This is a genomic window from Dyella choica (genome assembly GCF_003977665.1).
In the GTDB taxonomy this organism is placed as follows: domain Bacteria; phylum Pseudomonadota; class Gammaproteobacteria; order Xanthomonadales; family Rhodanobacteraceae; genus Dyella_B; species Dyella_B choica.
On sequence record NZ_RYYV01000006.1, the window covers coordinates 214817 to 240060 of the forward strand.

Annotated in this window: 16 protein-coding genes; 8 read left to right on the forward strand and 8 right to left on the reverse strand. The window is 61.7% G+C overall.

Features of this window, described 5'->3' with window-relative positions:
- Window positions 1–157 precede the first annotated feature (157 nt).
- A complete protein-coding gene (locus EKH80_RS10285) occupies window positions 158–2185 on the reverse strand; it encodes a bifunctional 2',3'-cyclic-nucleotide 2'-phosphodiesterase/3'-nucleotidase (protein ID WP_126684656.1) in 2028 nt (675 codons plus the stop codon).
- Between the two features lie 165 nt (window positions 2186–2350).
- On the opposite strand from EKH80_RS10285, the gene EKH80_RS10290 reads away from it, so the two are divergent.
- Both EKH80_RS10290 and EKH80_RS10295 read left to right on the forward strand, forming a co-directional pair.
- Complete coding sequence (locus EKH80_RS10290; protein WP_126684657.1) at window positions 2351–4063, forward strand: LTA synthase family protein; 1713 nt, start codon at window positions 2351–2353, stop codon at window positions 4061–4063.
- 53 nt (window positions 4064–4116) lie between these two features.
- A complete protein-coding gene (locus tag EKH80_RS10295) occupies window positions 4117–5121 on the forward strand; it encodes a cupin-like domain-containing protein (RefSeq protein ID WP_126684658.1) in 1005 nt (334 codons plus the stop codon).
- Window positions 5122–5214: 93 nt separating this feature from the next.
- Here the strand turns inward: EKH80_RS10295 and nagA are convergent, their stop codons facing one another.
- The 4 genes from nagA to EKH80_RS10315 form a co-directional block, all read right to left on the reverse strand.
- Entirely contained in the window at window positions 5215–6378 is a 1164-nt protein-coding gene (nagA, locus tag EKH80_RS10300; RefSeq protein WP_126684659.1) for an N-acetylglucosamine-6-phosphate deacetylase, read from the reverse strand.
- Window positions 6378–7442 carry an SIS domain-containing protein gene (locus EKH80_RS10305; protein WP_126684660.1) on the reverse strand — a complete coding sequence of 355 codons (1065 nt, stop codon included), beginning with the start codon at window positions 7440–7442 and terminating at the stop codon, window positions 6378–6380. The genes nagA and EKH80_RS10305 overlap by 1 nt, the downstream gene beginning before the upstream one ends.
- A gap of 114 nt (window positions 7443–7556) precedes the next feature.
- Entirely contained in the window at window positions 7557–8582 is a 1026-nt protein-coding gene (locus EKH80_RS10310) for a LacI family DNA-binding transcriptional regulator (RefSeq protein ID WP_126684661.1), read from the reverse strand.
- Window positions 8583–8689: 107 nt separating this feature from the next.
- Window positions 8690–9973 (reverse strand): sugar MFS transporter, encoded by a 1284-nt coding sequence (locus tag EKH80_RS10315; RefSeq protein ID WP_126684662.1) that lies wholly within the window; start codon window positions 9971–9973, stop codon window positions 8690–8692.
- A 411-nt stretch (window positions 9974–10384) separates the two neighbouring features.
- On the opposite strand from EKH80_RS10315, the gene EKH80_RS10320 reads away from it, so the two are divergent.
- From EKH80_RS10320 to EKH80_RS10330, 3 genes are all read left to right on the forward strand, one after another.
- Window positions 10385–11416 (forward strand): glucokinase, encoded by a 1032-nt coding sequence (locus EKH80_RS10320; protein ID WP_126684663.1) that lies wholly within the window; start codon window positions 10385–10387, stop codon window positions 11414–11416.
- A gap of 136 nt (window positions 11417–11552) precedes the next feature.
- Complete coding sequence (locus EKH80_RS10325; RefSeq protein WP_126684664.1) at window positions 11553–14282, forward strand: TonB-dependent receptor; 2730 nt, start codon at window positions 11553–11555, stop codon at window positions 14280–14282.
- A 257-nt stretch (window positions 14283–14539) separates the two neighbouring features.
- A complete protein-coding gene (locus tag EKH80_RS10330; protein ID WP_126684665.1) occupies window positions 14540–16831 on the forward strand; it encodes a beta-N-acetylhexosaminidase in 2292 nt (763 codons plus the stop codon).
- 151 nt (window positions 16832–16982) lie between these two features.
- On the opposite strand, the gene EKH80_RS10335 is transcribed toward EKH80_RS10330, so the two are convergent.
- On the reverse strand, window positions 16983–17918 hold the full coding sequence (locus tag EKH80_RS10335) for a GNAT family N-acetyltransferase (RefSeq protein ID WP_126684666.1): 936 nt from the start codon (window positions 17916–17918) through the stop codon (window positions 16983–16985).
- 421 nt (window positions 17919–18339) lie between these two features.
- Here EKH80_RS10335 and EKH80_RS10340 point away from each other — a divergent pair, with 421 nt between their 5' ends.
- Together EKH80_RS10340 and EKH80_RS10345 are read left to right on the forward strand one after the other, a co-directional pair.
- Window positions 18340–19416 (forward strand): hypothetical protein, encoded by a 1077-nt coding sequence (locus EKH80_RS10340; protein ID WP_126684667.1) that lies wholly within the window; start codon window positions 18340–18342, stop codon window positions 19414–19416.
- 364 nt (window positions 19417–19780) lie between these two features.
- A complete protein-coding gene (locus EKH80_RS10345; RefSeq protein ID WP_196240367.1) occupies window positions 19781–20857 on the forward strand; it encodes a hypothetical protein in 1077 nt (358 codons plus the stop codon).
- Window positions 20858–20970: 113 nt separating this feature from the next.
- Here EKH80_RS10345 and EKH80_RS10350 read toward each other — a convergent pair whose 3' ends face one another.
- Together EKH80_RS10350 and EKH80_RS10355 are read right to left on the reverse strand one after the other, a co-directional pair.
- Window positions 20971–21555 (reverse strand): C39 family peptidase, encoded by a 585-nt coding sequence (locus tag EKH80_RS10350; protein ID WP_126684668.1) that lies wholly within the window; start codon window positions 21553–21555, stop codon window positions 20971–20973.
- 11 nt (window positions 21556–21566) lie between these two features.
- The gene (locus EKH80_RS10355; protein WP_126684669.1) at window positions 21567–22295 is read right to left on the reverse strand and encodes a type 1 periplasmic-binding domain-containing protein; all 729 of its coding nucleotides are present in this window, start codon (window positions 22293–22295) and stop codon (window positions 21567–21569) included.
- Window positions 22296–22924: 629 nt separating this feature from the next.
- On the opposite strand from EKH80_RS10355, the gene EKH80_RS10360 reads away from it, so the two are divergent.
- Complete coding sequence (locus EKH80_RS10360) at window positions 22925–25237, forward strand: TonB-dependent receptor (protein WP_126684670.1); 2313 nt, start codon at window positions 22925–22927, stop codon at window positions 25235–25237.
- The last annotated feature ends 7 nt before the right edge of the window (window positions 25238–25244 follow it).

Consider the following 25244-nt stretch of genomic DNA (forward strand, 5'->3'; position numbering starts at 1 on the left):
CAAATGCTTGCAGGTGCCTCCTGATGAGGCGGGCTCGCCGGGTATCGTGATTCCTTCGACAGAGTGGTTGGCTAGGATGAAATTCCCAGGAACGCGTACGCATAAGAGCGACCGGGTTTTCATCCCAGCCGCTGGCGATAGAGCAGGGTTCTTTCGTTCAGGGTGACAGGTCGATGGCGTACACCGCTGTACCGTCGCCATTGTCGCGTAGCTGCCGGATGTTATGCAGCCCATCAGCCTCCGCCACGGACTGTTTGTCGCTGGCTGAAGTGAACACCACGGGGCCCCGCGTTTTCAGATGAGCGAAATGCCAAGAAGTGCGCGGCAGATCGACGGCGCTAAGTGTGGGGTGCGCCGTCAACCACTGCGCAAGAATCTCGCGCGTGCCATCGGGCGAGGCCAGCACGATGCTGCTGCCATCCAGGCCTGGAAAATGCCCACCGCCGCTGGCGCGATAGTTGTTGGTCACCACTACGAACGTCTGCGACGCCATCACCGGCCTGCCGTGGTAGCTCAGCTTTTCAATGCGTTGCCCCACCGGCTTGGAGACGTCGATGGCGTAGCTGATGCCGCCCTGGATCTGGTCGAAGTTGAAGCCGGGGTATTTGGTGTTGATCAGCTGCTGTTCGCCTTCCGTGTTCGGATCGATACGGTTGAAGCGCTCGGCGGATTTCTCCAGCCATGCCTTAAGCGCCGCGCCGTCAATTTTTACCGCCGACAGCGTGTTGGGATAGAAATACAAATCTGCCGCGCTACGCAGCGTGAGCGGACCGGGTTGCACGTCGGTGAAATCGTCCGCTCCGCCGAAGCCATTGCGGAATGCCGCAGCAGCGGCAAGCACCGGCACATGGGCCAGTTCCGGGTGCGCCGTGGACAGTTCATGTTGCACGTCATCGATCTGCGCGGCATTCACCGGCGCCAGCGCGCTCATGTCGCCCTCGTCGGCGAAATAGCTGCTCATGCGTACCGCGCTTTGTCCGACCGGCGTGTTCACATAGTCGATGGCCGCCTGTTGCAGCTTGCCGACGACCAAGGCAATTTGCGGATCGGCCGGCACGCAGTTGCTTGCCGAGACGGTAGGCTTGCCGGCGATCAGCATCGGCGGACAGATCGGCTGCACCTGGCTGAAGGTCTTGGTTTTATCGATGGTCCAATGACCTTGTTGGCGCAGCATCGCCAGGCGGATCACACCCAGGTCCTTGCCGAAGAAACCGCCCATTACCGCGGGCACACCACGCACGAAGCCGTGCTCGTCGTCCACGTCCTGCATGTGCTCGAAACGCGGGCCAGGGAAGTCCGTGTGCTCGTGCCCCATCAGCAGCACATCGATGCCCGGCACGCCGGCCAGGTACCAGCCGCCGTTCTCCATGTCGGAGGTATAGGGCGAGGTATTCATGCCACCGTGCAGGATCGCGATCACCAGGTCCGGATGCTGGGCCTGGATCTCGGGCAGGTATTTCTGCGCCGCTTCCACCACGCCGGTGACGGTGACCTTGCCTTCGAGGTTTTGTTTGTCCCACTGCATGATCGGCGGGGGAGCGAAGCCGATGATGGCGATCTTCAGCGGCACGCTGAGCTGGCTGCCGTCCGGCGTGAAGGCGGCGATCTTGCGGTTCACGATCGTCCACGGCGGGAAGATCGGCTTGCCGTCGCGCGCGCCATCGACATTGGCCAGCACCAGCGGGTAATGCGGTCCGACGCAGTGCTGGGGGGCGCCCCCGTCCACGTTCATCGGCGTGCCGGTGACCTGCGAGAGAAAGGGCAGGCCATAGTTGAATTCGTGATTGCCGATGGTGCCGCCGTCATAGCCTACGGCATCCATCACTTTATAGATCGCCAGTTCTTCCGCGCAGCCGGGCTTCTGTACCCGGGCCTGGTAGTCGGCCAGCACGCTGCCCTGGATGGTGTCGCCGGCATCGAACAGCAGGCTGTTGGTGAACTGCTCGCGCGCCTTGCGGATCAGGGTGACCGTGCGCTCGAAACCCAGGGTCGGGTCGGCCTTTTGCTTGTAGTAGTCGTAGCTGAGGACATTGGAGTGCAGATCGGTCGTCTCCAGCACGGCCACGTCGGCGCGCAGGCCATCCGGCAACGGCTGGGTTCGAGGCTGCTCGCCATGCGGTTGGCTGGCGCAGCCGGCCAGGAGCAGGGCAGCGACAAGGGTGGCGAGACGGGGGCGTGGATGCATGGGGGAGAGTTCGAGGGCGCCAAATAAATGAACCTAACAGATATGGGTGACAGTCCGCGCCTGCCTTTTGGCAGCTGCCCGGCTGTCGAATGGCACTAAAATGACGCAAATTTGACAACCAGAAGAACGCGCCTTGCCGGCGCCGCCGATACAGGGGAACCACCCATGCCGTTGATTCCGTTTCGCGCTACGCGAAACCGCGTGACTGCTGCCTGCGCATGGGCGTTCTTCGCCGTGTGCGTTTGGTTCACCGCCTGGCAAGAGCCCCTGCTCGAACAGCGTAGCTTCGTATTGACGCTGATGCTGTGCGTGTTCGGCGTGGCGCTGTTCGTGTTCGCGCGGCTGGCGTTCGCGCTGGTTTTCAGCGGCGGTCTGTTCCTGCTGTTGCGCGCGATTACGGTGCTGAAGGAACAGTACCTGGAATCTCCGCTGATGCCGGCGGACTTCGTTTATTACGTACGCTCCAGCTTATTCGAAACGCTGCGCCGCTATCCCGACATCTATAGTGTGGGCCTCTGCGTAGGTATCGCCGTACCCATCGTGCTGTGGCTGGCCTGGAATTGCGATCGGCAACTGTTCCAGCACCTGCGCAAGATGCCGCGCTCCCTGCTGCGCGTGGGCGGTATCGCGCTTTGTGCGCTGCTGTTCTGGATCTGCCTGCTGCCCACCGGGCCGTTCGAACAGGTGCACGCGCGCGGTACCTGGGAAAAGATGTCCGACGATGCGGACCTCACCAATTTCTTCGTGAATCTGCGCGATTCCAGCGTGCATGTGCCGGCCGGCTCCGACGACGCCACGGCAGCGCGCCAATGGCAGTCCACGGTGACGGAGGTGCCGTCGAACATCGACCCCGCCCGCTATCCGGACATCGTGCAAGTTCTGGAAGAAAGCACCTTCGACCCCGCGCCGTTCACCCACTGCAGCGTGCCTGAGTGCCGCCTGGACATGTTCAAACCGGATGCCCGTACGCGCGGCACGGGTGTGCTGCGCGTGCATACCTTCGGCGGTGGCACCTGGGTCAGCGAATTCGCCGCGCTCACCGGCATGCCGCAGGACATCTTCGGTCCCGGCGGCATGTACGCGCCTTACGTGCTTGCCCCGCACGTGCACGACTCGTTGCCGCGGCTGCTGAAAAAGCTCGGCTATCTCACCGTGGCGGTCTATCCCACGCATGGCGAGTTTCTCAACGGACGCGATGCCTACAAGGCCTATGGGGTGGATCAGTTCTATGGCGCCGGCGAGCTGGGCCTGGATGACTGGGACGAAACGGACGCCCAGATGTTCGAGGCCGCCAAGCGCGTCTACGACAAGCTGAAGAAGCCGGGCCAGCCGGTCTTCATGATGATTCTCACCATCAACCAGCACGGCCCGCACAACGATCCGATGTCGACCCTGCCCAAGCCGTTCCAGAACCTGCTGCAAGGCTTGCCGCCGGCCACCGCGCTGAATTTCGACACCTATCTGCAACGCCTGCACGATTCGGACGTGGCCATGCAGGGGCTGGAGCACGAATTCCTCGATCGCGAGCAACCGACCGTGCTGGTGCATTTCGGTGACCACCAGCCCTCGTTCGATGACCTGATGCGCACGCTGCCGCGCAGCCTGCCGCTGGCCTTGGTGCAATACCAGGACTACCTGACCTACTACATGATCAAGAGCAATGTGCCCGGCGCGCCGTTGCCGACCTATCCGATGCTGGACATCGCACATCTGCCGGGCATGGTGGTGAAGGCGGCCGGCTTGCCGACGGGCGCCTATTTCTCCGCGCTGACGTCATTGCGGGAGCGCTGCAACGGTTTGTATGCCGATTGTGCGGACAAGTCGCTGGTGAAGTCGTATTACGGTTGGGTGTTCAATCGCCTGCATGTGTATCAGTGACACGTGACCGGCAGCGTAGGCTGGGATGACAATCCCAGCTATCCTGCCTACCCATGATGGCATCCATTGAGGCATTCCAGGGGCCCGCTGCATCGATCACCATCGATGACTTTGCCGGTTGCGATCGTCCCCTGGTCATCCGCGGCCTGGTTCGCGACTGGCCGATTGTCGAACTCGCGAGGGAGTCGGACACGGCCTTTGCGCGCCGCCTGTCGGAACTCGACAACGGCACGCCAGTGGACACGCTACTGATCCCGCCGGGCGAGGATGGCCTGGTGGGCTACAACGCCGATCTCAGCGGCTTCAATTACGAACATCACCGCGTTTCTCTTAAGCAGGGGCTGCAGCGACTGGCCCAGTACAGCCGTGAGCACAGCACGGCCGGCCTCGCTATCCAGAGCGCGCTGATTTCGGCGTGCCTGCCGGGCTTCGTGGAACAGCATGACGTGTCCTTCCTGCCGCCACACATCCAGCCGCGTCTGTGGCTCGGCAATCGGGTGGTGACGCCTGCGCACTTTGACGAGTACTACAACATCGCCTGCGTCGTATGCGGACGCAGGGAGTTCACGGTGTTCCCGCCAGAACAGGTAAAGAATCTTTATGTCGGCCCGTTGGACTTTGCGCCGACCGGCGCGGCGATCAGCATGGCGCGGCTGGACCGCCCCGACGATCCGCGCTTCCCCAAGCTGAGGGAAGCGTTGAAGCACGCGCAACAGGCAGTGCTGGAGCCGGGCGATGCCATCTACATTCCGCCGCTATGGTGGCATCACGTGGCGTCACTGGAGCGGCTCAACGCACTGGTGAATTACTGGTGGAAGCCGATCATGCAGGGCGTGCCCGCCACGCATTCGGCCCGCGGCTTCCTGCTGCACGGGCTGCTGAGCATGAGGGGGTTGTCGCCAGCGGAAAAAGCGGCCTGGCGGCATCTGCTGGATTACTACCTGTTCGACAGCGCGCATCCGGCTGCGCATATTCCAGAGGACAAGCGCGGCATTTTAGGGCCGTTGACGCCTGAATTGGCGGAGCAGCTCAAGCAGCTCGTCCTCAAGCAGCTGTAATTTCGTAGCTAGATCAAATTGTCGGAGGCGTAGGCTGGGATGACAATCCCAGCTATCCCTTGACGAGTTTGCTGCTGGGATTTGCATCCCAGCCTACGCGGTAACCGCATAACGCACGCCCGCCACCCACGTCTCCTGCACCACCAGCGCATCATCCATCACCGCAAAATCCGCCTGATACCCGGCCGCCATCCGCCCATGCGTGCGGTCCAGTCCGATCCATGCCGCCGGATAGCTGCTCGCCATTCGTGACGCTTCCGCCAGCGACAGGCCGAGCGTCTGCACGGCATTGCGTACGGCGCTAGCCATGTCCAGGCCGGAGCCAGCCAGCACGCCTGCTTCGTTCTGGCAGATGCCGTCGCGCATCACGATGGTCTGGCCGTTGAGCACGTAGTTGGGATGATCGCTGCCGACAGGTGGCATTGCGTCGGTAACCAGTACGCATTTGCCGCGCGCCTTGGCCGCGATAGCGATGCGCAAAGCGGCCGGATGCACGTGATGGCCATCCACGATCAGGCCACACCAGCTGTGCGGATCATCCAGCGCTGCGCCCACCACGCCCGGATCGCGACTGGCGAGCGGTGTCATGGCGTTGTACAGATGAGTAAAGCCACAGACGCCGGCATCGAGCGCGGCGCGCGTGGTGGCGTAGGTGGCGGCGGTATGGCCGGCCACCACCACGACACCGGCGCCAGCGAGCCGCGCGATCACTGGCAGCGGCACCTGGTCCGGCGCAAGCGTCAGCATCACCGGGCCTTTGTGTGGGGCGATCAGTGCTTCGACGTCTTCGTCATCCGGCTGGCGAAACAGGTCGGCGTTGTGAATGCCCTTGCGCGCGTTGGCGAGGAAAGGGCCTTCCACGTGGATGCCGAGAATGCCGGGGACGCGCTGCTCGATCGCATCGTCCACCGCTTGCAGGGCGGCGCGCATCTTCTCCGCGGTGTCGGTGATCAGCGTGGGCAGCATGCCGGTGCTGCCGAATTTGCGATGCGCTGCGGCCATGCCTCGCAGGGTTTCCACGCTGGGATCGTCGTTGAACAACAAGCCGCCGCCGCCGTTGACCTGTACGTCGATGAAGCCCGGCAACAGCAGATGACCCTGCAGATCGTGTTTCTGCGCATCGGCGAGGCGCGGATCGTCGTGTGCAACGATGGCGACGATGCGCTTGCCGCGCACCAGCACCGCCAGGCCTTCGCGCGGGCCGTGATCGCCGAGTACACGGCCATTGACGAGGGCGATAAGCGGATTCGGCGGCATTAGACGGTCTCCGTGACCTTGCGCAGATGCGGCGGCACATCCGGATCGTAGCCGCGTGCGAGCGACAGGGCGCTGGCGGCGCGATAGAAGCTCTGCACGGCGAGCAGCGGCGTCACGATCGGGTCGATGCCGCTGGGCAGCGGCAGTGCATCGGCGCCTTGTGCGCCAGGTGCCGCCACCCACACGCGAGCGCCGCGCGAGCGGAATTCGTTGGCGACGGCGAGGGTGTTTTCCAGCGTGCCGTCATCCTGGGCCAGGAACAGGACCGGAAAGCCATCGCCCACCAACGCCATCGGGCCATGCTTTACCTCGGCAGCGCTGAAGGCTTCCGCGTGCAGGCCGCAGGTTTCCTTGAGCTTGAGGGCCGTTTCGAGCGCCGCACCGAAGCCGTACCCGCGCCCGACCACGAACAGGTTGTGTACATTGACCAGTCCCTGTTCCAGCGCATTCCAGTCACCTTCCCAGCCGCGGCGCAGGTCATCGGGCAGTCGCCCAACCGCGGCGTGCAGCGCGCTGTCATTGGACCAGTGCGCGGTCAGCTGCAGCACGGCTGCAAGCGTGGCGAGATAGCTTTTGGTGGCGGCGACGCTGCGCTCGGGGCCGGCGCGCAGCGGAATGACGGTATCGGCGAGTGCGGCAAGCGGCGAATCTTCCACGTTCACCAGAGCGAGCACGTACGCGCCCGCCTGCTTGGCGGCTTCGGCGCTGCGCAACAGGTCGGGGCTTTTGCCGGATTGCGAAATCGCCACGAACAATGCGCCGTCGAGTTTGAGGTTGGCGTCGTAGATGGAGGAAATCGACGGCGAAGCCGATGCCGTGACCAGCCCGAGCCGCGTTTCGAAGACGTATTTCGCGTAGGCCGCCGCGTGGTCGGAGCTGCCGCGCGCACAGGTAACGATGAAGCGCGGCGGGTTTGCGCGCAGGCGTTCGCCGAGTGCTTTGAGGATCGACGCGTTCTGCGTAAGCTGTCGTTCGATGGCGACGGCGCTTTCCTGCGCCTCGTTGTACATCAGGGTGTCACGAGCGGATTTCACGGGCGGCTCCGGGAGAATAAGACGCGGCATGCACCACTTCCACTCCCCGCCGGGGAGAGGATTGAAGTGAGGGGACAGGCTCGCCGTACAGTGGGTAGGCGCGTCGCAGATGGGTGGGGGAGTTACGGAAGAAGGGCGGGAGAATCAGGTCTGCCGTGGCGGCGCGGTTGATCCGCGCACCACCAGTTCCGGCATGAAGCCCTCGTTGGGCAATTCGGTGTCCTGCTGCAAGCCGCTGATCAGGTGCAGCGCCGCATGTCGCCCGATTTCGCTGGTCGATTGCCGCGCGGTGGTCAGGGCCGGCCAGGCCTGCTTGGAAAACGGGCTGTCTTCGAAGCCGGCAATGGACAGGTCCCATGGCACGTCCAGGCCGGCCGAGCGCGCCGCGGCCAGCACGCCCGCGGCAATCTCGTCGTTGCAGCCGAAAATAGCAGTGGGTGGCTCTTTCAGCGCCAGCAGCTTGCGTGCGCCCCGGAAGCCGTCGTCGAACGCATAGCGGCCGGGCAGGATCATTTTGCGGTTGAGCGGGATGCCGTAATCCTTCAAGGCATCCGCGTAGCCCTGGTAACGTTCCGGGCTGGAGCGGTGATGCGGCTCGCCCCACAGGAAGCCGATGCGGGTATGGCCTAGCTGGATCAGGTGTTCGGTGATGGCGTACGCCGCATCGTGATCGTCCACGTATACGCATGGCATGCCATCCCTGGGGTCCTCGCGGGCGGCGATGATGCGTACGAAGTCCACGTCGCTCGCCTTCAGCGTGGCAAGCAGCGCGGATTGCTCCGACATCGGCGGCGCCAGGATCAGGCCGGCCAGGCGCGCGCGTTGCACCAGCGAAACCAGCTCTTCGGCCAGGCCCGGCGCGGTCGAGTCGCAGGGATAGATCTGCAGGCCGAAGCCGCGCTCGCGGCAGGCCGACAGCACCCCGTTCTGCATGTCGATCACGTAATGCGCGTTCGGATTGTCGTAGACCAGGCCGATCGCATACGCGTGGGAACTGCTGCGCAAGCTGCGTGCGGAAGGATCCGGGCGATAGCCCAGCTGCTCGATCGCCCGCTCCACCTTTTCGCGGGTTTCGGGCCGTACCGCCGCCTCGTGGTTGATGACGCGCGAAACCGTCTTCAACGAAACGCCGGCGTGCTTGGCGACGTCCTTGATGGTGGGGCTGTGCAACGAGAGATCCTCCCGGGTGTCGGGTGGGCATCGTAGCCCAATGACCCGCCGAATGTCGGGGTTTGGTGGAGAGGGAGAGTGCAGGACCTGACTTCACTTCAGCTGCCTTAGGCGGCATGCATGCCCACGTTATGGCCGCGCACCCCGTAGTACAGGATGTACAGATAGCACGGCACGATGACAATCACGAACGCGAGCTGGAAGTCGATGTACTGCTTCAGGTGCACGAAGGCTTGCGGCAGCAGCGCGCCGCCGACGATGCCCATGATCAGCACGGCCGAGCCCAGTTCGGTGTGGCTGCCCAGCCCCTTGATCGCCAGCGGGAAGATGGCCGGCCACATCATGGCATTGGCAAAGCCCAGCGCGGCGACAAAGGCCACCGATACATAACCGTGGGTGACGAATGCGCCGATGGCGAACAGCACACCCAGCACGGCCGATACTCCCAGGTAGCTCTGTTGCGAGATGACGCGTGGGATCAGCGCCGAGCCGAGCACGTAGCCGGCCAGCATGGCCGCCATGGTGTAGGTCGTGAAGTGCGAAGTCACTTGCAGCGGCAGGCCAAAGCCCTGGCCGTAGGTGTTGATGGCATCGCCGGCCATCACTTCCACGCCCACGTACAGGAACAGGCAAAGCACGCCCAGCCACAGGTGCGGGAAGCTGAAAATGCCGCCCTTGCCATGCCCGATCGAGCGTTCGCTGTTGGCGCCGGAAGGTTTGATCTCCGGCAGCGCGGAAAACAGGATCCAGACCGCCAGCAGCACCAGCAGCCCGGCCAGGCTCATGTACGGCCAGAACACGCGTGCGGCGAACTCATTGAGCAGGCCTTCGCGTGCCGTACCTTCGGCCATGCCGGTGACCTGGCCCAAAAACGTATCGATGCCCGTCATCACCAGCGCGCCGAAGGCCAGCGGCGCCAGCGCACCGGCCACCTTGTTGCAGATGCCCATCAGCGCAATGCGCTGGGCGGCACTGTCGATCGGGCCAAGAATGCTGATGTAGGGATTGGCGGCGGTCTGCAGCAGCGACAAACCCGCGCCGATCACGAACAAGCCGGCCAGCGCACCGGGATAGACGCGAATGCGCACGAACTGCCCGAACACCGCCGCGCCGATGGCCATGATGATCAGCCCCAGCACCATGCCTTTCTTCATGCCGGTGCGCTTGAGTACCGCGCCGGCGGGCAGCGCGAGGACGAAGTAGGAAACATAAAACGCAAAGGGCACCAGGAAGGCGTTGATGTCGTCCAGCGTAAAGGCCACTTTCACGAACGAAATCAGCGGCCCGTTGAGCCAGGTGAAAAATCCCATGATGAAGAACAGCACGCCGATGATCAGCATCGGCAACAAGGTCGACGTGCGTGCGTCGGCGGTATATGTGGTGGAAGACATGTAGCGGCTTTCCCCGTGGCTGGACCCGATGCCGGCAACCGACATCCTTAAGACGTCCTTTATTGTCCTCAATGCACAACGTTGTCAATCGGCGGTCTTTTTTGGTGCCGACAACGTGCGTCATTTGTCTCCTTCCGGAGGCCGGTCGTGATGCGTCGCAGCAGCTCGCCGCATAGGCCATTCGGCCTACAGTGCCGAGGCGAAATTAACGAAGTTTCAAATAGTTGAAAACTTTCGCTGGAAACCATGCGGATTGCCGTATCGCGCCGCCGCACGGCTCGCTGCCAGGCTGGTGTTTCCGCTTGTTGACAGCGTTGTCATTCATGACCAGACTCCGTCAACGAATCGTGCCTGGAGGGTCGTCCCGCAAGTTTGGTGGGGCAGGCACGGCCAAAGACGTGAGGAGGGGGCGTGGTTCAGGCTGTCGTACATGGCAAGGCGCAATCGGCGTTGGCTCCGCAACCGGCGTTCCTGGCGGCTGATGTTGGCGGTACGCATGCGCGCATCGGGCTGGTCAGCCCGTGCGCCGACGGCCGCCGTCCCGTCACGGTGCTGGAATACCGTCGCTATGCCTGCGCCGAATGGCCCAGCCTCACCGCAGTGCTCAAGGACTTTGTCGCGCAGCTCAGTGGCGGCACCCGCGTGGACCATTGCGCGGTGGCCAGCGCCGGTTACGTGCTGGGCGACGCCATCGTCAACGACAACCTGCCGTGGCCGGTGTCCATTCGCGACATCCGCGAGAGCCTGGGCATTTCCAGTCTTGCGGTGATCAACGACTTCGAAGCCGTCGCTTACGCCACCCAGTTCATGACCCAGGCCGATGCTGTGCCGGTGATCGAGAGCAGCGCGCCGCAGGTGCCCGGACCCGTGTTGGTGATGGGGCCGGGCACGGGTTTGGGTTCGGCCGTGCTGCTGCCAGGCAAGCCGCACGCCACCGTGTTGGCGACCGAAGCAGGGCAGGTGTCGCTGGCACCTGGCAATGAACTGGAAATCGACATTCTGCGCTGGCTCGCACGCGATCGCGCATACGTGTCCTACGAGCATGCGCTATCCGGTCCAGGCCTGCTCAACTTGTACAACGCCATCTGTGCGCTGCGCGGTGCGAAACCGGGCTTGCAACTGCCGGCCGAAGTGACGCGCAGCGCGGTGGAGCGCAGCGACGCTGCAGCGGTCGAAGCCTTGAACGTGTTCTGCGGACTGCTCGGCAGCTTCGTCGGCGATCTCGTGCTGCTGTACGGCGCCCGCGGCGGGGTTTACCTCGCCGGCGGCATCCTGCCGCAGATCCGCGGCCTGCTGCTGTCGAGCACCTTTGCGGAGCGCTACTTCAACAAGGGCGTGATGCGCCCTTTTCTGCAGCAGGTACCTGTTCGACTGATGGAGCACGGCCAGCTCGGCGTGATCGGCGCCGCCGGCTTGTATCTGGATGGTCAGCACGCGCCTTGAGGCGCGTGCTCGAGTCAGATGTAGAGGGTAGAGGAAGGTTTTAAAACGAACCGGGCGCAAGCCCATATGCCACCGCAGTACGGACATGCCGCGAACATTTGCCGTGCTGAAAAAACGCCTCTGAGGGGAGGAAGCCATGTCACATCGTAAGACCCTGCTCGCCGCGAGCATCATCGCCGGCCTTTGGTGCGTGTCGGGTGCGCTCTATGCACAAGACAACAGCCAGACCTCCAGCCAGGCCAATCAGCGCAACAGTGCGGAACAGGCCAACAAGGAGAAGATCAAGGAGCTGTCCACGATCACGGTCACCGGCATCCGCTCCAGCGCTGAGCTGTCGCTCGATACCAAGCGCGCGGACAACACCCACGTGGAAGTGGTTTCCGCCGAGGACATCGGCAAGCTGCCCGCCAAGAACGTGGCCGATACTCTGCAGCGCCTGCCGGGCGTGAACATCAGTTCCTCCAGCGCCAGCGAAGGTGCGTTTGACGAAGTGGATCGCGTGAGCCTGCGCGGCACCAATCCCAGCATGACGCAGACCACGATCAACGGTCACACCGTGGCGACCGGCGACTGGTTCGTGCTCAACCAGGTGCAGACCGTGGGCCGTAGCGTCAGCTTTTCGCTGCTGCCATCCGAAATCGTCAGCCAGGTGGTAGTGCACAAGACCTCCGAAGCCAGCCTGCTGGAAGGTGGCAGCGCCGGCTCGGTGGACATCATTACGCGCAAACCGCTCGAGTACGCCAAGCAGTTCACCGCCGAAGCCTCTGTTGGCGGCGTGTACGCCGACCTGCCCGGCAACGTCAAGCCGCAGTTCAGTGGCCTGTTCAACTACAAGAGCGCTGACAACACCTTCGGTGCGCTCGTCCAGGCGTTCTATGAAGAGCGCAGCCTGCAACGTGATGGCCAGGAAGTGGTAGGCGGTTACAACTCCATCCCGCTGAATGGTAAGACGTACTATTACCCGAACGAAATCGGCAACGCGCTGTTCACGCAGACGCGCAAGCGCGAAGGCGGCGCTTTCGATCTGGAATGGAAGCCGACCGACAACCTGACGCTGAACCTGGACGGCTTCTACTCCCAAATGAAGGCCGACAACTTCAACCGCAACTACATGTTGTGGACCAGCAATGCGCTCGGTGGTGGCGGTCAGCTGACCAACGTTCAAACCCAGGGCAACGTGATCACCGCCGGAAATATTGCAGGCGGTACCGGCGCTTATGGCGTATACGACCAGATCTCGCGACCCGGCGCCAAGTCCAAGACCAACTACATCACCCTGACCGCGGATTGGAAAGTCAACGACAAGCTCAGCTTCAGGGGCGAAGTCGGCACCACGCACGGCTCCGGCGACAGCCCGCACCAGGACGTGATCGAACTGGGCGAAAACGTCGGCGGTTCCGGCAGCTGGTCGATGAACGGCCTGGGTACGCCGATCAACTGGAACGAAGGCCCGGTCAACAATAACCAGTCCACCATGGCGCCCTCGTTCGGCTGGATCTTCGGCGAGCAGGGCATCCACATGGTCGACAAGGAAACCTGGGTCAAGGGCGATGGCGAGCTCGACTTCGACGGTCCGCTCTCCTCGGTGCAGTTCGGCGGGCGCTATGCCACCCATACCCGCGATAGCCTGCATGACATCGCACAGGGTCCGAACTTCGCCAGCGCCTGGCAGAATCCGGCGGCCTATCCGGGCGCATACTCCAACTACCCGAGCGACTTCGGCAGCCAGATCGGCGCGAACGTTCCCGGCAGCGTGTGGTACTTCACGCCCGCGCAGCTGGCGCAAATCGACGCGCAATTCGCCAATCGCAATCCGGTGACGCGCTTCTACTGGAACGACATCTACAAGGTGAAGGAAAAGGACACCGCGCTTTACGCTCAGGCGAATTTCGACGGTGACCGCTGGGGCGGCAATTTCGGCTTCCGCTACGTCCACACCGCCGAAACGATCAACGACGCCACCACCAACCCCGATCCGACGGCTTCGTCGGCGGTCGGTCCGATCACCACCTCTGCATTTGGCCCGTACTACTGGAACACCATCCACCATTCGTACAACAAGGTGCTACCCAGCGCGAACCTGAAGTTCGATCTCACCGATGACGTCATTGCCCGCTTCGCGGCGTCGCAGACCTTGACCCGTCCGGACTACTCGGCGCTGGCAGGCTCCGTGTCGCTGGATGACCTCACCCATACGGGTGCAGGCGGCAACCCAGGCCTGAAGCCGTTGGTGTCCACCAACTTCGATGCAGCCCTGGAATGGTATTTCGCGCCGCGCGGCCTGCTGTCGGGCAGCGTGTACGAAATGTCGCTGAGCAACTATGTGAACTTTGCGGATGTGCAGCGGGTGTACAAGGACATCCAGGCCTCGGGCAATGCCGGTCATGATGTGTTTGCCACCTACACCGTTACCGTGCCGAGCAACACCAATGGCAACGTCAAGGGTGTGGAGCTGACCTACGACCAGCCGATCGGCAAGAACTGGGGCGTGGAGACGAACTACACCTACGCCAACGCCCGCGCATCCGGCGGTGCGCCGCTGCAGGGCACTTCAAAGAACACCTTCAACGCCTCGGTGTACTTCGAGAATGACCTGTTCAATGCACGCCTGGCCTACACCTATCGCTCGTCGTTCTACGACACGGTCAGCCACGGTGCGAACTACTTCCAGGCCGGTGTAGGCAACCTTGCGTTCTCGGCCGGCTACAAGATCAACGACTGGATGTCGGTGACCTTCGATGCGATGAACCTCAACAACCCGAAGTGGCGCTACTACTACCAGGACAACAACACCTTCGGTAAGCAGCCGTATGCGTTCTACGTGAACGGCCGCCAGTACTACTTCAATTTGCGCTTCAAGTTCTAGGCTTGCTTCCCCGCCAAGGACCTGGTGATGTCTTGCCAGGTCCGCTTTTTTGGGAAAAGGCTTGCTGACACCTGCTTGCAACGCCGCTACCCCGGCGTTGCAAACTTGCCTCGGGGGAACGTAGGCTGGGATGAAATCCCAGCATCGCCGTCTGCACGAAGCTGGGATTTCATCCCAGCCTACGAGTCAGATGCATGGGGGTGGTGCAAGGGGCCCTCATGAAGGAGCCGCGTCACTCCCGACCAACAGGAAACCGCATGCGAATCGCCGCTTCACTGCTTTGCCTAGCCTTAGCTGGCCTCGTCCACGCCGCTCCGGTATCGCTGATCCCACTACCCGCGCAGCTGCAGCAGGCAAAAGGCTCGTTCAAGGTCGATAGCAGCACTTCCATCGTCGTGCCGGCGAATGACCCTGCAGCGCATGCCTCTGCGCAGTATCTCGCCGATCTCGTCGCGCGCACCCGCGGCTTGCATCTTGGCGTAAAGGAAGGCACGACAGGCCAGGCCATCGTCTTTCAGCGCAATCCCAAGCTGGCGCGCGCCGAATGCTATACCCTCGATGTCAGCCCAACGGGCATTCGTATCGAGGCCCGCGACGATGCCGGCCTGTTCCATGGCGCAGTCACGTTGTACCAACTGCTGACGCCAAACGCGCGACAGGGCGAAGAGCAGGTTCCAGCGCTGCACATCAGTGACTGGCCTCGCTTCGCCTGGCGTGGCGTGATGCTGGATTCCGCCCGTCATTTTCAGACCGCCGACGAAGTGAAGCTGCTGCTTGACCAGATGGCGCAGCACAAGCTCAATGTGCTGCATTGGCATCTCACCGACGACCAGGGCTGGCGCATCGAAATAAAGCGCCACCCGGAACTCACGAGCATCGGCGCGTGGCGCACCCCGCCCGATGCCGGTCTTGATGGCGAGCCGCAGCGCTACGGCGGCTTCTATACGCAAGAGCAGATTCGTGACGTGGTGGCGTATGCAGCCGCCCGCCACATTACCGTGATGCCCGAAATAGACATGCCTGGGCATGCGCAAGCCGCGGTGGCTGCGTATCCGGAACTCGGTGTCACTGGCAAGCGCCCGCCGGTATCGGCCGACTGGGGCGTGAATCCCTACCTCTACAACGTCGACGACGCGAGCTTCCAGTTCATCGACGACGTGCTGGACGAAGTGATGGCGCTGTTCCCTTCGCATTACATCCATGTGGGGGGCGACGAAGCGATCAAAGACCAATGGAAGGCATCGCCGGCCATCCAGGCGAAGATCCGCGCGCTGCACCTGAAAGACGAGGACGCTCTGCAGGGCTGGTTCATCGGCCGCGTCGGCAGCTACCTGTCCGCACATGGGCGGCGGCTGATCGGCTGGGATGAAATCCTTGACGGTGGCGTGCCGGCCGATGCCACCGTGATGTCTTGGCGCGGTACCGACGGCGCCATCAAGGCAGCCAGGCTGGGGCACGACGTGGTGATGTCGCCGGCACCGGACTTGTACCTGGACAGCCTGCAAAGCCTTCTGCCCGATGAAACGGCCGGACGCGACCCGGCGCGCAGCCTGGAAGACGTCTATCGCTTCAATCCCGTTCCTTCGCTGCTGACCGCGACGCAGGCCGCCCACGTGCTGGGCGCGCAGGCAAACGCATGGACCGAGCACATGCCAAGCATGCGGCATGTGGAGCACGCCGCCTTCCCGCGCCTGGATGCATTGAGCGAGGTCGTGTGGTCGCCAGCCGCCACACACGATTGGAAAGGCTTTCTTGCGCGGCTACCGGCACAGTTCCAGCGTTATGCGGCACAGCAAGTCGACTACGCCGACAGCGCGTTTGCACCAGTCATTCAGATCGATGCCGACGTCGCGTTGAAGAGCGACAAAGCCTTGGTGACGCTCTCCAACCAGGCGGGATATGGCGCCATCCATTACACGACCGATGGCAGCAGTCCTGATAGTCATGCGCCGCTTTACAGCAAGCCCTTTGCCTTGGCCTGGCCCGCCACGATCAGGGCGTCGGTCTATGCCGACGACGGCAGCATGCTTGCTGGCATGCGCACACGCGTGATCGACCGCGAGCATTTGCTTTCGCGCGCGGGTGTCGAGCTTGCCAATTGTGCCGGCAGCGATTTTCGCCTGCGCGTACAACCCATGCCGGATGCCACCAGCATGGCGCCGGTATACGCCATCAATGTCTTCGACGCCTGCCAGCAGTATCCGGCCGCTCCCTTGGACGGCATCGCTTCGATTCATGTCGAGGTGGCACGATTGGAGCGCAACTACGCACTCGCGCATGATGCCAGGCTGGTGGTATCGCGCCCGCACGCTACGCCGCACGGCGAGCTGGTCGCCCATCTGGATCGTTGCGACGGACCGATAGTTGCGACCGCACTTCTGCCCGATCCAGCGATCGGTGCCAGGCACTTCGGTCTCGATGCCGTATTTTCGCCACAACAGGGCAAGCACACGTTGTGCCTGCTGTTCACTGCGCCGACGGATGGCCCGCTGTACGCCTTTGACCGCGTATCGTTGGTTCCTTCCGGTTCGGACAACAGCAAACGGTGAGCCGACGAGGAGAGCCGAGGCAGCCATGAAATGCTCCTTTCCCGGCTGTCGTATCACCGAATCGGCGTAGGCTGGGATGACAATCCCAGCTTTCTTGGCGCGGTCCCGATGCTGGGATTGCCATCCCAGCCTACGTGGCAATGTCGGCAAACTAGGGTAGCCAGTATCCAGTCAGCCCTCGCGTTACGCGATGGCACCACTGGTCCTTGTATTCGGTATTGGCCTTGCCGTAGCTGTAAATGAGCTGTTTGCCGGTTTGCCGGCTTTCTTCGCAGGCGTTACAGCCGTTTATATAGGAAAGCAATGAGCCTGGGCTGAGGTTCTTGAGCGTCTTCACCACTCCGCCGTTGACGTAGTCAATGCAGATCGTACGGCGAGTATCGGCGCGGTAATTGATTTGAATGGCGATGGGATGATCGTCCAGCCACAAAATCTTGCCGAACAGGAATTTCTTCAGCGCCGAAAACGTATGGCCGAGCATTGCGGCGCCCTGTGGTGGTCGATCCCAGCGCTGTTGAAACAGGTCGACGTAGATGGCGGCGATTTCTTCGCCACTGAATGCCTGGATATCGCGCGCGATCCCGCCCTGTCGCTTGAATCGGCGTTCCTTGATCTGGTATTCCTTTTTGCCGGCCTCAAGCTCGTCGGGCAATTGCTTGAGGATGGCCATCTGCTTGCGCTTCATGAACAACGCGCCGGCGATTTGCGGCTGCTGCAGGCTCAGCAGGTATTTCGCCTTGTAAAGCACATGGCACTTCGATTGCGGGTCGATCGGCAGATGGATCACCGGATAGCCAAAATCTTCCTTGCGATCCAGCTGGTGGGCATGCAGGGCCGAGTGGTCGCCCGCCACGAACGCACCCCAAACCGGCACGGCCCCCACACACTGCCCATTCTTGAAATAACCGCGATAACGAACTTTGACGTTATGCGTTGCTTCAAAGTAATTCAGAACTTCCGGATGAACGATAAAGCTGCCGCCCCACTCACGGTAGCAATGCGCGTATTCCTCGGCGCTGATTTGGCGGGTGTTCAACGAGCGAAGGCCGGATCCAAAGCGGGTAAGCAGTAAGGTCTCGCTGGCCATGTGCGATATCTTTGCAGGTCAAAAGAGCGCGAATGCCGTTGCAGAAGGCAGCGCTTGGAAGCGAATTTCGCCGGATGCGCTGGCTTGATCAACGTCGTCATGACGCGAAACCGTTATGTTACGGCGCAATAGGTAGCAGGTCCAGCTTAGGGGCATTTCTCCATACCTTTGTCGTGAAGGTTTGGCCTCATGCGTTGCAGGCAAGCAGTCCATGCGCATGCCATCGACGATATCCCCAGGCGAACGCCTTCGTCATGGATTGTTCGCGGATCCTTGATGCCCCTTTCAGGGATGGTGGACGAAGCTATCTTCGACGCAGGGTGACGTCTCGGATGGGTACCAGCAACGCCCGGCGTGGGGGCGCATGCCTGGGTGGCGTAGCTGTGGTGGTTTCTTTAGTCCTTTGAAGCGAGGAAACGACATGTCCGCTCTTTTGAAGCACGGTAAGGTCATCGCTTTTTCATCCCTGGTGGCCGCACTGTCCGGTGCTGCGCTGGCGGCGGGGCAGTCGTCGCTACAGGTGAATCCCTATTCGCCTTCCTACGGCCACCAATACCGTCATGGGGTGATCCCCACCATGGAGACCTGGCATGTCATGCAGGCCTATGAGTCAGCTTCCAATCGCCTCAAAGTGACAAGAAAGACCCTGTTTTACGGCGGCGGTACGAATGATTCGGGCATCGCCAATGCCGGCGTCACCAGCGGACCTGAGAAGGTCTATCTGGTGTTCTACGGCTCGCAGTGGGGCACGCAGCACTCCAGTGGCGGACGGGTGACGTTTTCCAACGATCCGGTGAATGCGGCGCCCTATCTGCAGAATCTGTTCCTGGGCCTGGGCACGGGTGAAGGCTGGTCCACGGTGATGACGCAATATTGCGATGGCGCTGCGGCCATGGCGGGCTCGGCTAGCTGCCCCAAAAACGCGAATTTCGTACCGTATCCGGCCGGTGGGACGGTGTTGGCCGGTGTGTGGTACGACAATAGCGCGGCATCGCCGCAGCAGGCTACGGTGGCGCAATTGGCGCAAGAAGCGCTCAATGCGGCCGCGCACTTCGGCAATACGACCGCTGCGTCCAACCGCTATGCGCAATACGTGATCCTGTCGGCGACCGGAACCAATCCCGACGGGTTCAATGCGGGAGCCAATTTCTGCGCCTGGCATGACTACACGACGTCTACGGCTGGGAATGTGGCGTATACCAATATGCCCTACGTTTACGATGCGGGCGCAAGCTGTGGACAGAATTTCGTCAACGCAGGCGTAGGCGGCGTCGACGACGGCTTTTCGATCGTGGAAGGCCACGAATATGCCGAGACAATCACGGATCAATTCCCCTCCTTCGGCTGGGTGACCAAGCGCGGCAGTGAAACCGGTGACGTCTGCGCTTGGATCAGTTCGGGCCAGGGTGCGGCAGGCAACGTGGCGATGAAGACCGGGGTTTTTGCAATGCAAAGCACCTATTCGAACAACAATGGCGCCTGTGAGTTGACGCTTTAGCGCGTGCATCGATCGCTCCGCCAGCCATGCCATGCACAATGCGTTGAAGGAAGCGCTGAGCTAAGCATTGGCGAGTCATTCAAACGTTTGTACTCGGTCTGCGTTCCCGGGTAACGGACGGTTGTCTTTGCCGAAATCTTCCGTTACGTTCCGCAAGTTCGCCACTGGGAGGGGGTGAATGGCTTCGTCATGAAATTACGCCGGATGCTTCATCTCATTTTCAAATGCGTTCGACGAAGCCTTCTTCAAAGCAGGATGTCGTGCAGTACGTCCCGATTGGTGTCATGAACGCCCGGTGCGGCGATGCATGCTTCAGCGACATGGCCGCTGCGGGTTCTTTCGTCCTTTGAAACGAGGAAACGACATGTTCGCTTTTTCGAAGTACGGCAAGACCATCGCTTTTTCATCGCTGATCGCCGCGCTATCCGGGGTTGCGATCGCGGCCGGCCAGTCGCCGCTGCAGGAGAATCCCTATTCGCCTGCTTTCGGCCACGCCTATCGCCATGGTGTGATCCCCACCATGGAAACCTGGCATGTGATGCAGTCTTACGAGTCGGCTGCCGGCTCGCTCAGGGTATCGACGAAGACGTTGTATTACAGCGGCGGTACGACGGATTCCGGCTTCGTCAATGCTGCCGTCACCAGTGGACCTGAAAAGGTGTATCTGGTGTTCTACGGCTCGCAATGGGGCACACAGGGATCCAGTGGCGGCCAGGTGACATTCTCCAACGATCCGGCCAATGCCGCGCCGTACCTGCAAAACCTGTTCCTCGGCCTGGGCACGGGCGAGGGCTGGTCCACGGTGATGACGCAATATTGCGACGGTCCGGCGGCCGTGAAAGGCTCGACCTCCTGCCCGAGCAGCGCAAACTTCATCCCGTACCCCGGCGGCGGAACGGTGCTGGCGGGTGTGTGGTACGACAATAGCGCGCCATCGCCGCAGCAGGCGACGACAGCTCAGTTGACGCAGGAGGCGCTCAATGCGGCCGCACACTTCGGCAATACGACGGCTGCGTCCAATCGCTATGTGCAATACGTGATCCTGTCGCCGACCGGAACCAATCCGGACGGGTTCAATGCAGGGGCCAATTTCTGTGCCTGGCACAACTACACGACGTCATCGTCTGGGGATATCGCGTACACCAATATGCCTTACGTCTACGATGCCGGATCCAGTTGCGGGAAGAATTTCGTCAATGCGGGTACGGCGGGCGTCGCCGACGGCTTTTCCATCGTGGAGGGCCATGAGTATGCCGAAACCCTCACGGATCAGTTTCCGTCGACTGGCTGGGTGACCAAACGCGGTAGCGAAACCGGTGACGTCTGCGCGTGGATCAGTACGGGCCAAGGGGCGTCGGGGAACGTGACGATGAAAACAGGCGTCTTTGCGATGCAAAGTACCTATTCGGACAAGAACAACGCCTGTGAGTTGACGCTTTAAGCCTGGCGGGTATCTGTTCCCTCCCCTGCAAGCAGGGGAGGGAACTACCCATCATGAAACTGAGATACCTGGCTAATCAGGTCCCGCAGGGAGAGGGGCTCAAGCCATGCGACTCAATAAGTGATCAGCGACTCGGACCAGTAGTGCGTGCCCATGTTGCCGGTGCCGTCGGCGATCCAATCGTAATCGCCGTAGCCCGCGCCCTCGCCCGGCCACGGGTTCATGAAATACAGCATCTGTCCGTTGTCGTCGTAGCCGTCGAGCACCACGAAGTGTCCTCCGCCGCCTTGCCACTCCCAGAGTATGACGACCGGATTGCCATGGCTGATGGCGTTGGCTGCCGTGCTGTAGGAGATCGCCCGGTTGTAGTAGTACCAATGGCGACCGCCGAGGTTCCAGAGGATGCCTGAGATGCCGGTCGACCCGGTCAGCGAGTTGGGTGAATTGGCGTCGTCGTACCAATCGAATGAGTAGCTTCCGCAGGTGTAATCGACGCCGTAGACCCAGTTGGCAATGGCGCACTGACTCTCATTGCTGCCGCGATACTGAAGGATCGCGCTGGCATCGGCATCCCAGCACCATTCGCTGTGCTGTTGCGTCACGATCGGGACGTTGAGCTGCAACGCGGCTGCGCTCGCGCACAGGGGGATCGCGAAATTGAGCGCGCCGGCAAGCAGGTGGGCCAAGTTCTTTTTCATGGCAGGCTCCTTCAATGAGTGAACGAGTGGGCGCCCAGGCCCCGCTGGATGCTGGCGCGCAATTCATCAGTGACCTCAGGTTCGGCGAGGGCCGGCGCAACGGTGTCGGTAGCTACGTCCGATTGCTTCAGCATGATGCGCGCGCTCAGCAGCGGAACATATCGCGGAGCAGGGTTCTTGCCGGCGGATGTCACCTCAACGAGGTCGGCCACGCTTTGCTGGCTGCGAAGGAAGCGCAGGCGCGCAGCAGGGTCTTGCCGGCTGTATTGCGAAACGATGTGCGAGATCTCCTGCGCCATTTCGCTGGCCCCGGCCGACACCATCTTCCATTGGCCATGCAGAGGTGCCACGGTGACCAGCCCCACCGCCTGGTTGTCGACCGTCACTACGAAGCGCCACTCATTGCTGGGATAGGTGCTGGCGCCGATGCTATTTCCGGAAAGCAGCGCCTGTGGATCGATGAGGTTGACCTCGAAGCCGACGCCGATGCGAGCGCGGCGCAGCTCCCGATAATCGCTGACGGCAAAGATGGGTGTGGCTGGGTTCGGCAAGGCCATCAAGCGGTTGCCGAGGTCGAACAGCCCCCGTTCCGCGGCGTGGCGCTGCGCCGTGCCTTGGGCTGCATTCATGGCATCGAGCGCGTCATTGCCGGCTGGCGCGGACATAACGGGTTGGGTAAGCGTGGTGCATAACATCGTGGCCATCATGGCGGGCCACAGAGCGAAGCTACGTGCTCGCATAAGCATGCTCCCGTTGCAGTGAAAGTGATCCCCTGACGCTGAAAAGGGCAGGACGGACCCGTCCAGCGAAAAACTGGCGCTGGCAGGTTCAGTGACGACTTGTTCCCCAACATGTCTTCCCAGGACATGTGCCCTGTACCAAAAGCGGTGCTCAATGTCCTCGCGCGCTCGTGCAACGGGTGTGAATGATCGCGCTATGTGCGCTGATCGAATGCAATTGTGCGCCATTCCATGCATGGGTGGACGATGTGGGCACAAAAGCAACAAGCGGAGTCATCGCATGCGACGGAGGTCAGTGCCTGCATTGGAAGCCAAACAGCATTGCGCCTGCATGGCCGTCGTCCAGGTAGGGATATTCGCTGTACGCACGTATTGGTGTTGGGCGAATTTTTGACCGCACTGCTTTGTTGTCGCGAAGCTTACGCATTTCGAGCTGACGAAACATGCGCGACACATCTCTTAAATACGAACGTCCAAATCCATCCATATTTCTGTAATGCCGCATACATCTATGTGAGCAAAACTTAACACTGCGCCGTCCAGGGGCGGCGTTCCCTCCTGTCCCGAATTCCAAAAAACATTTATGCGGCGACCCGCTGCAGGGTCAGCTGCGCAAAGGATATTTCTGCATGTCCGTTCGTAAGATCTCGATTCGCATGTCTGGGCTCGCACTTGCCGTAGTGGCGGCATTGCATGGCGCAGCGGCCTTTGCGGCTGACGATGCCAACGATACGCCGGCTGCTGCGGGTCCTGCCGATGCTTCCGCCGCGGAGAAGAGCCGGCCCAAGTCGCTGGATACGATTTCCGTGGTGGCGCCGGGGCAGACGATCCAGGTGCAGAGTGTGTCCAGCGTGGATATCAAGGCATTGCCGCCGGGCAGCAGCGCGTTCAAGGCGCTGGACCAGCTGCCGGGCGTGAACTTCCAGTCGTCCGACCCGTGGGGTGCGTATGAGTGGTCGACGCAGATCACGCTGCACGGTTTCGACCAGAGCCGCCTGGGTTTCACGCTCGACAACATCCCGCTGGGCAACATGAGTTACGGTGTCACCAATGGCTTGCAGGTCACGCGCGCGATCACCAGCGACAACCTGAGTTCGGTGGAAATCGCCCAGGGCGCGGGCGCCTTGGGCACGCCGTCGAGCACCAACCTGGGCGGCACGGTGCAATTCTACTCGGCCGACCCGGACGGGGTGGCGGGTGCGCGGGTAAGCCAGGCCTTCGCATCGGACAGCACCTATCGCACGTTCGTGCGCCTGGACAGCGGCGACTTCCACGGCTATTCGATGTATGTGTCGTTCGCTCGTGCCGATACCGGCAAGTGGAAGGGCTATGGCGACCAGGTCGACAACCAGATCAACCTGAAGAGCTTGTATCAATGGGGTGACGGCAATCGCGTCAGCCTGTTCGTCGACAGCTCCAAGCGCAAGGAATATGACTACCAGGATCTGTCGCTCACCAGCCAGCGCGTGCTCGGCTGGAACTACGACTACTGGCAGCCGGACTGGGCGTCTGCAGTGCAGACGGCGTGGGCGATCCAGGGCAAGGGTGCGTACCCGGCTTCGTTGAACGGCTTGCCGGCCGACTACGACAAGGGTGACGTGAACTATTACGCCGGTGGCGGCATCCGTCGCGACAATCTAGTGGGTCTGAGCGGCCAGCTCAGCCTGGCCAGCAATGCCACGCTGAATCTCGGCACCTACTATCACAACGATCGCGGCGAAGGCCAGTGGGCCACGCCGTATGTGGCTTCTTCGGCCACGGTGCCGATCGCGATGCGTACCACCGATTATGGCCTGGATCGCACCGGCGGTACCGCTTCGCTGGATGTCACCCTTGGCAACAACGACCTTCAAGTCGGCGCCTGGGTGGAAGACGCGAACACCAACCAGGAGCGCAATTACTTCTCCTTGAACGGCCAGTACACCTTCCTCAGCAATTTCTACGATTCCGAGGCACCGTTCGCGCGCGGCTTCTTCCAGAACTATCAGACCACCACGCGCATGGGTTACATCCAGGACACGCTGCACCTGATGGATGACCGCCTGACGGTGAACTTCGGCAGCAAGGCGCTGGACGTCACCACCACCGCCAAGTCGCTGGAGCCCAGCGCGCTGTCCGCGGGCCGCGTGAGTGCGAGGGAGAATTTCCTGCCGCAGGCCGGCGTGGACTACAAACTCGACGAGCACCAGGACGTGTATGCGTCCTACACCAAGAACATGGCGGCGTTCGGCTTCCTGCCGTTCTCGCAGTCGCAGGCTTCGTTCGACAGCGCCAAATCCCATCTGAAGCCGGAAGAATCGCAGACCTTCGAATTCGGCTATCGCGTGCAGGGCGCCGGCTTTGAAGCCTCGGCTGACGCCTACTACACGCATTTCACCAACCGCCTGCTCTCGGTCAGTCCGTGCAGCGCCGTGCAGACTTGCTCGGCCATCATCAACAACGTCGGTTCGGTGAAGAGCAAGGGCCTGGACCTGGCCTTGATCTGGAAGCCCATGGAGCACATGCGTTGGCTGAACACGTTGTCGTACGCCAACACCAAGTACGAGAACAACTATCTTAACAATGGCGTGGTCGACACCTCCGGCAAGTACGTGGTAGGCACGCCGGTATGGATGTTCACCAGTGCGCTGAGCTATAGCCTGAATGGCTTCACCTTCAATCTCGACGGCAAGTACACCGGCCGCCGATACATCACCTACATCAACGACTCGTCGGTGCCGGCGTACTGGCTGTTCAATGCGGGCGTGAGCTACGACGTCGGTGCGGTGTCGATCCTGAAGGACCTGAACTTCAGCTTCAACATCACCAATCTCGCCAACAAGCACTACTTCGCCACCACCGGCACCAACGGCTACGTGGCATCCGATCCGTCCGGCTACAACCAGACGCTGCAGGCTGGTGCCCCGCGTCAGTATTTCTTCAACATCAACGCCAAGTTCTGAGGCAGGG

Coding starts and splice junctions, on each gene's coding strand:
- EKH80_RS10285 (WP_126684656.1), bottom strand. CDS start 2,185: ATGCATCCACGCCCCCGTCTCGCCACCCTTGTCGCTGCCCTGCTCCTG.
- EKH80_RS10290 (WP_126684657.1), top strand. CDS start 2,351: ATGCCGTTGATTCCGTTTCGCGCTACGCGAAACCGCGTGACTGCTGCC.
- EKH80_RS10295 (WP_126684658.1), top strand. CDS start 4,117: ATGATGGCATCCATTGAGGCATTCCAGGGGCCCGCTGCATCGATCACC.
- nagA (WP_126684659.1), bottom strand. CDS start 6,378: ATGCCGCCGAATCCGCTTATCGCCCTCGTCAATGGCCGTGTACTCGGC.
- EKH80_RS10305 (WP_126684660.1), bottom strand. CDS start 7,442: ATGCCGCGTCTTATTCTCCCGGAGCCGCCCGTGAAATCCGCTCGTGAC.
- EKH80_RS10315 (WP_126684662.1), bottom strand. CDS start 9,973: ATGTCTTCCACCACATATACCGCCGACGCACGCACGTCGACCTTGTTG.
- EKH80_RS10325 (WP_126684664.1), top strand. CDS start 11,553: ATGTCACATCGTAAGACCCTGCTCGCCGCGAGCATCATCGCCGGCCTT.
- EKH80_RS10330 (WP_126684665.1), top strand. CDS start 14,540: ATGCGAATCGCCGCTTCACTGCTTTGCCTAGCCTTAGCTGGCCTCGTC.
- EKH80_RS10335 (WP_126684666.1), bottom strand. CDS start 17,918: ATGGCCAGCGAGACCTTACTGCTTACCCGCTTTGGATCCGGCCTTCGC.
- EKH80_RS10340 (WP_126684667.1), top strand. CDS start 18,340: ATGTCCGCTCTTTTGAAGCACGGTAAGGTCATCGCTTTTTCATCCCTG.
- EKH80_RS10345 (WP_196240367.1), top strand. CDS start 19,781: ATGTTCGCTTTTTCGAAGTACGGCAAGACCATCGCTTTTTCATCGCTG.
- EKH80_RS10350 (WP_126684668.1), bottom strand. CDS start 21,555: ATGAAAAAGAACTTGGCCCACCTGCTTGCCGGCGCGCTCAATTTCGCG.
- EKH80_RS10355 (WP_126684669.1), bottom strand. CDS start 22,295: ATGCGAGCACGTAGCTTCGCTCTGTGGCCCGCCATGATGGCCACGATG.
- EKH80_RS10360 (WP_126684670.1), top strand. CDS start 22,925: ATGTCCGTTCGTAAGATCTCGATTCGCATGTCTGGGCTCGCACTTGCC.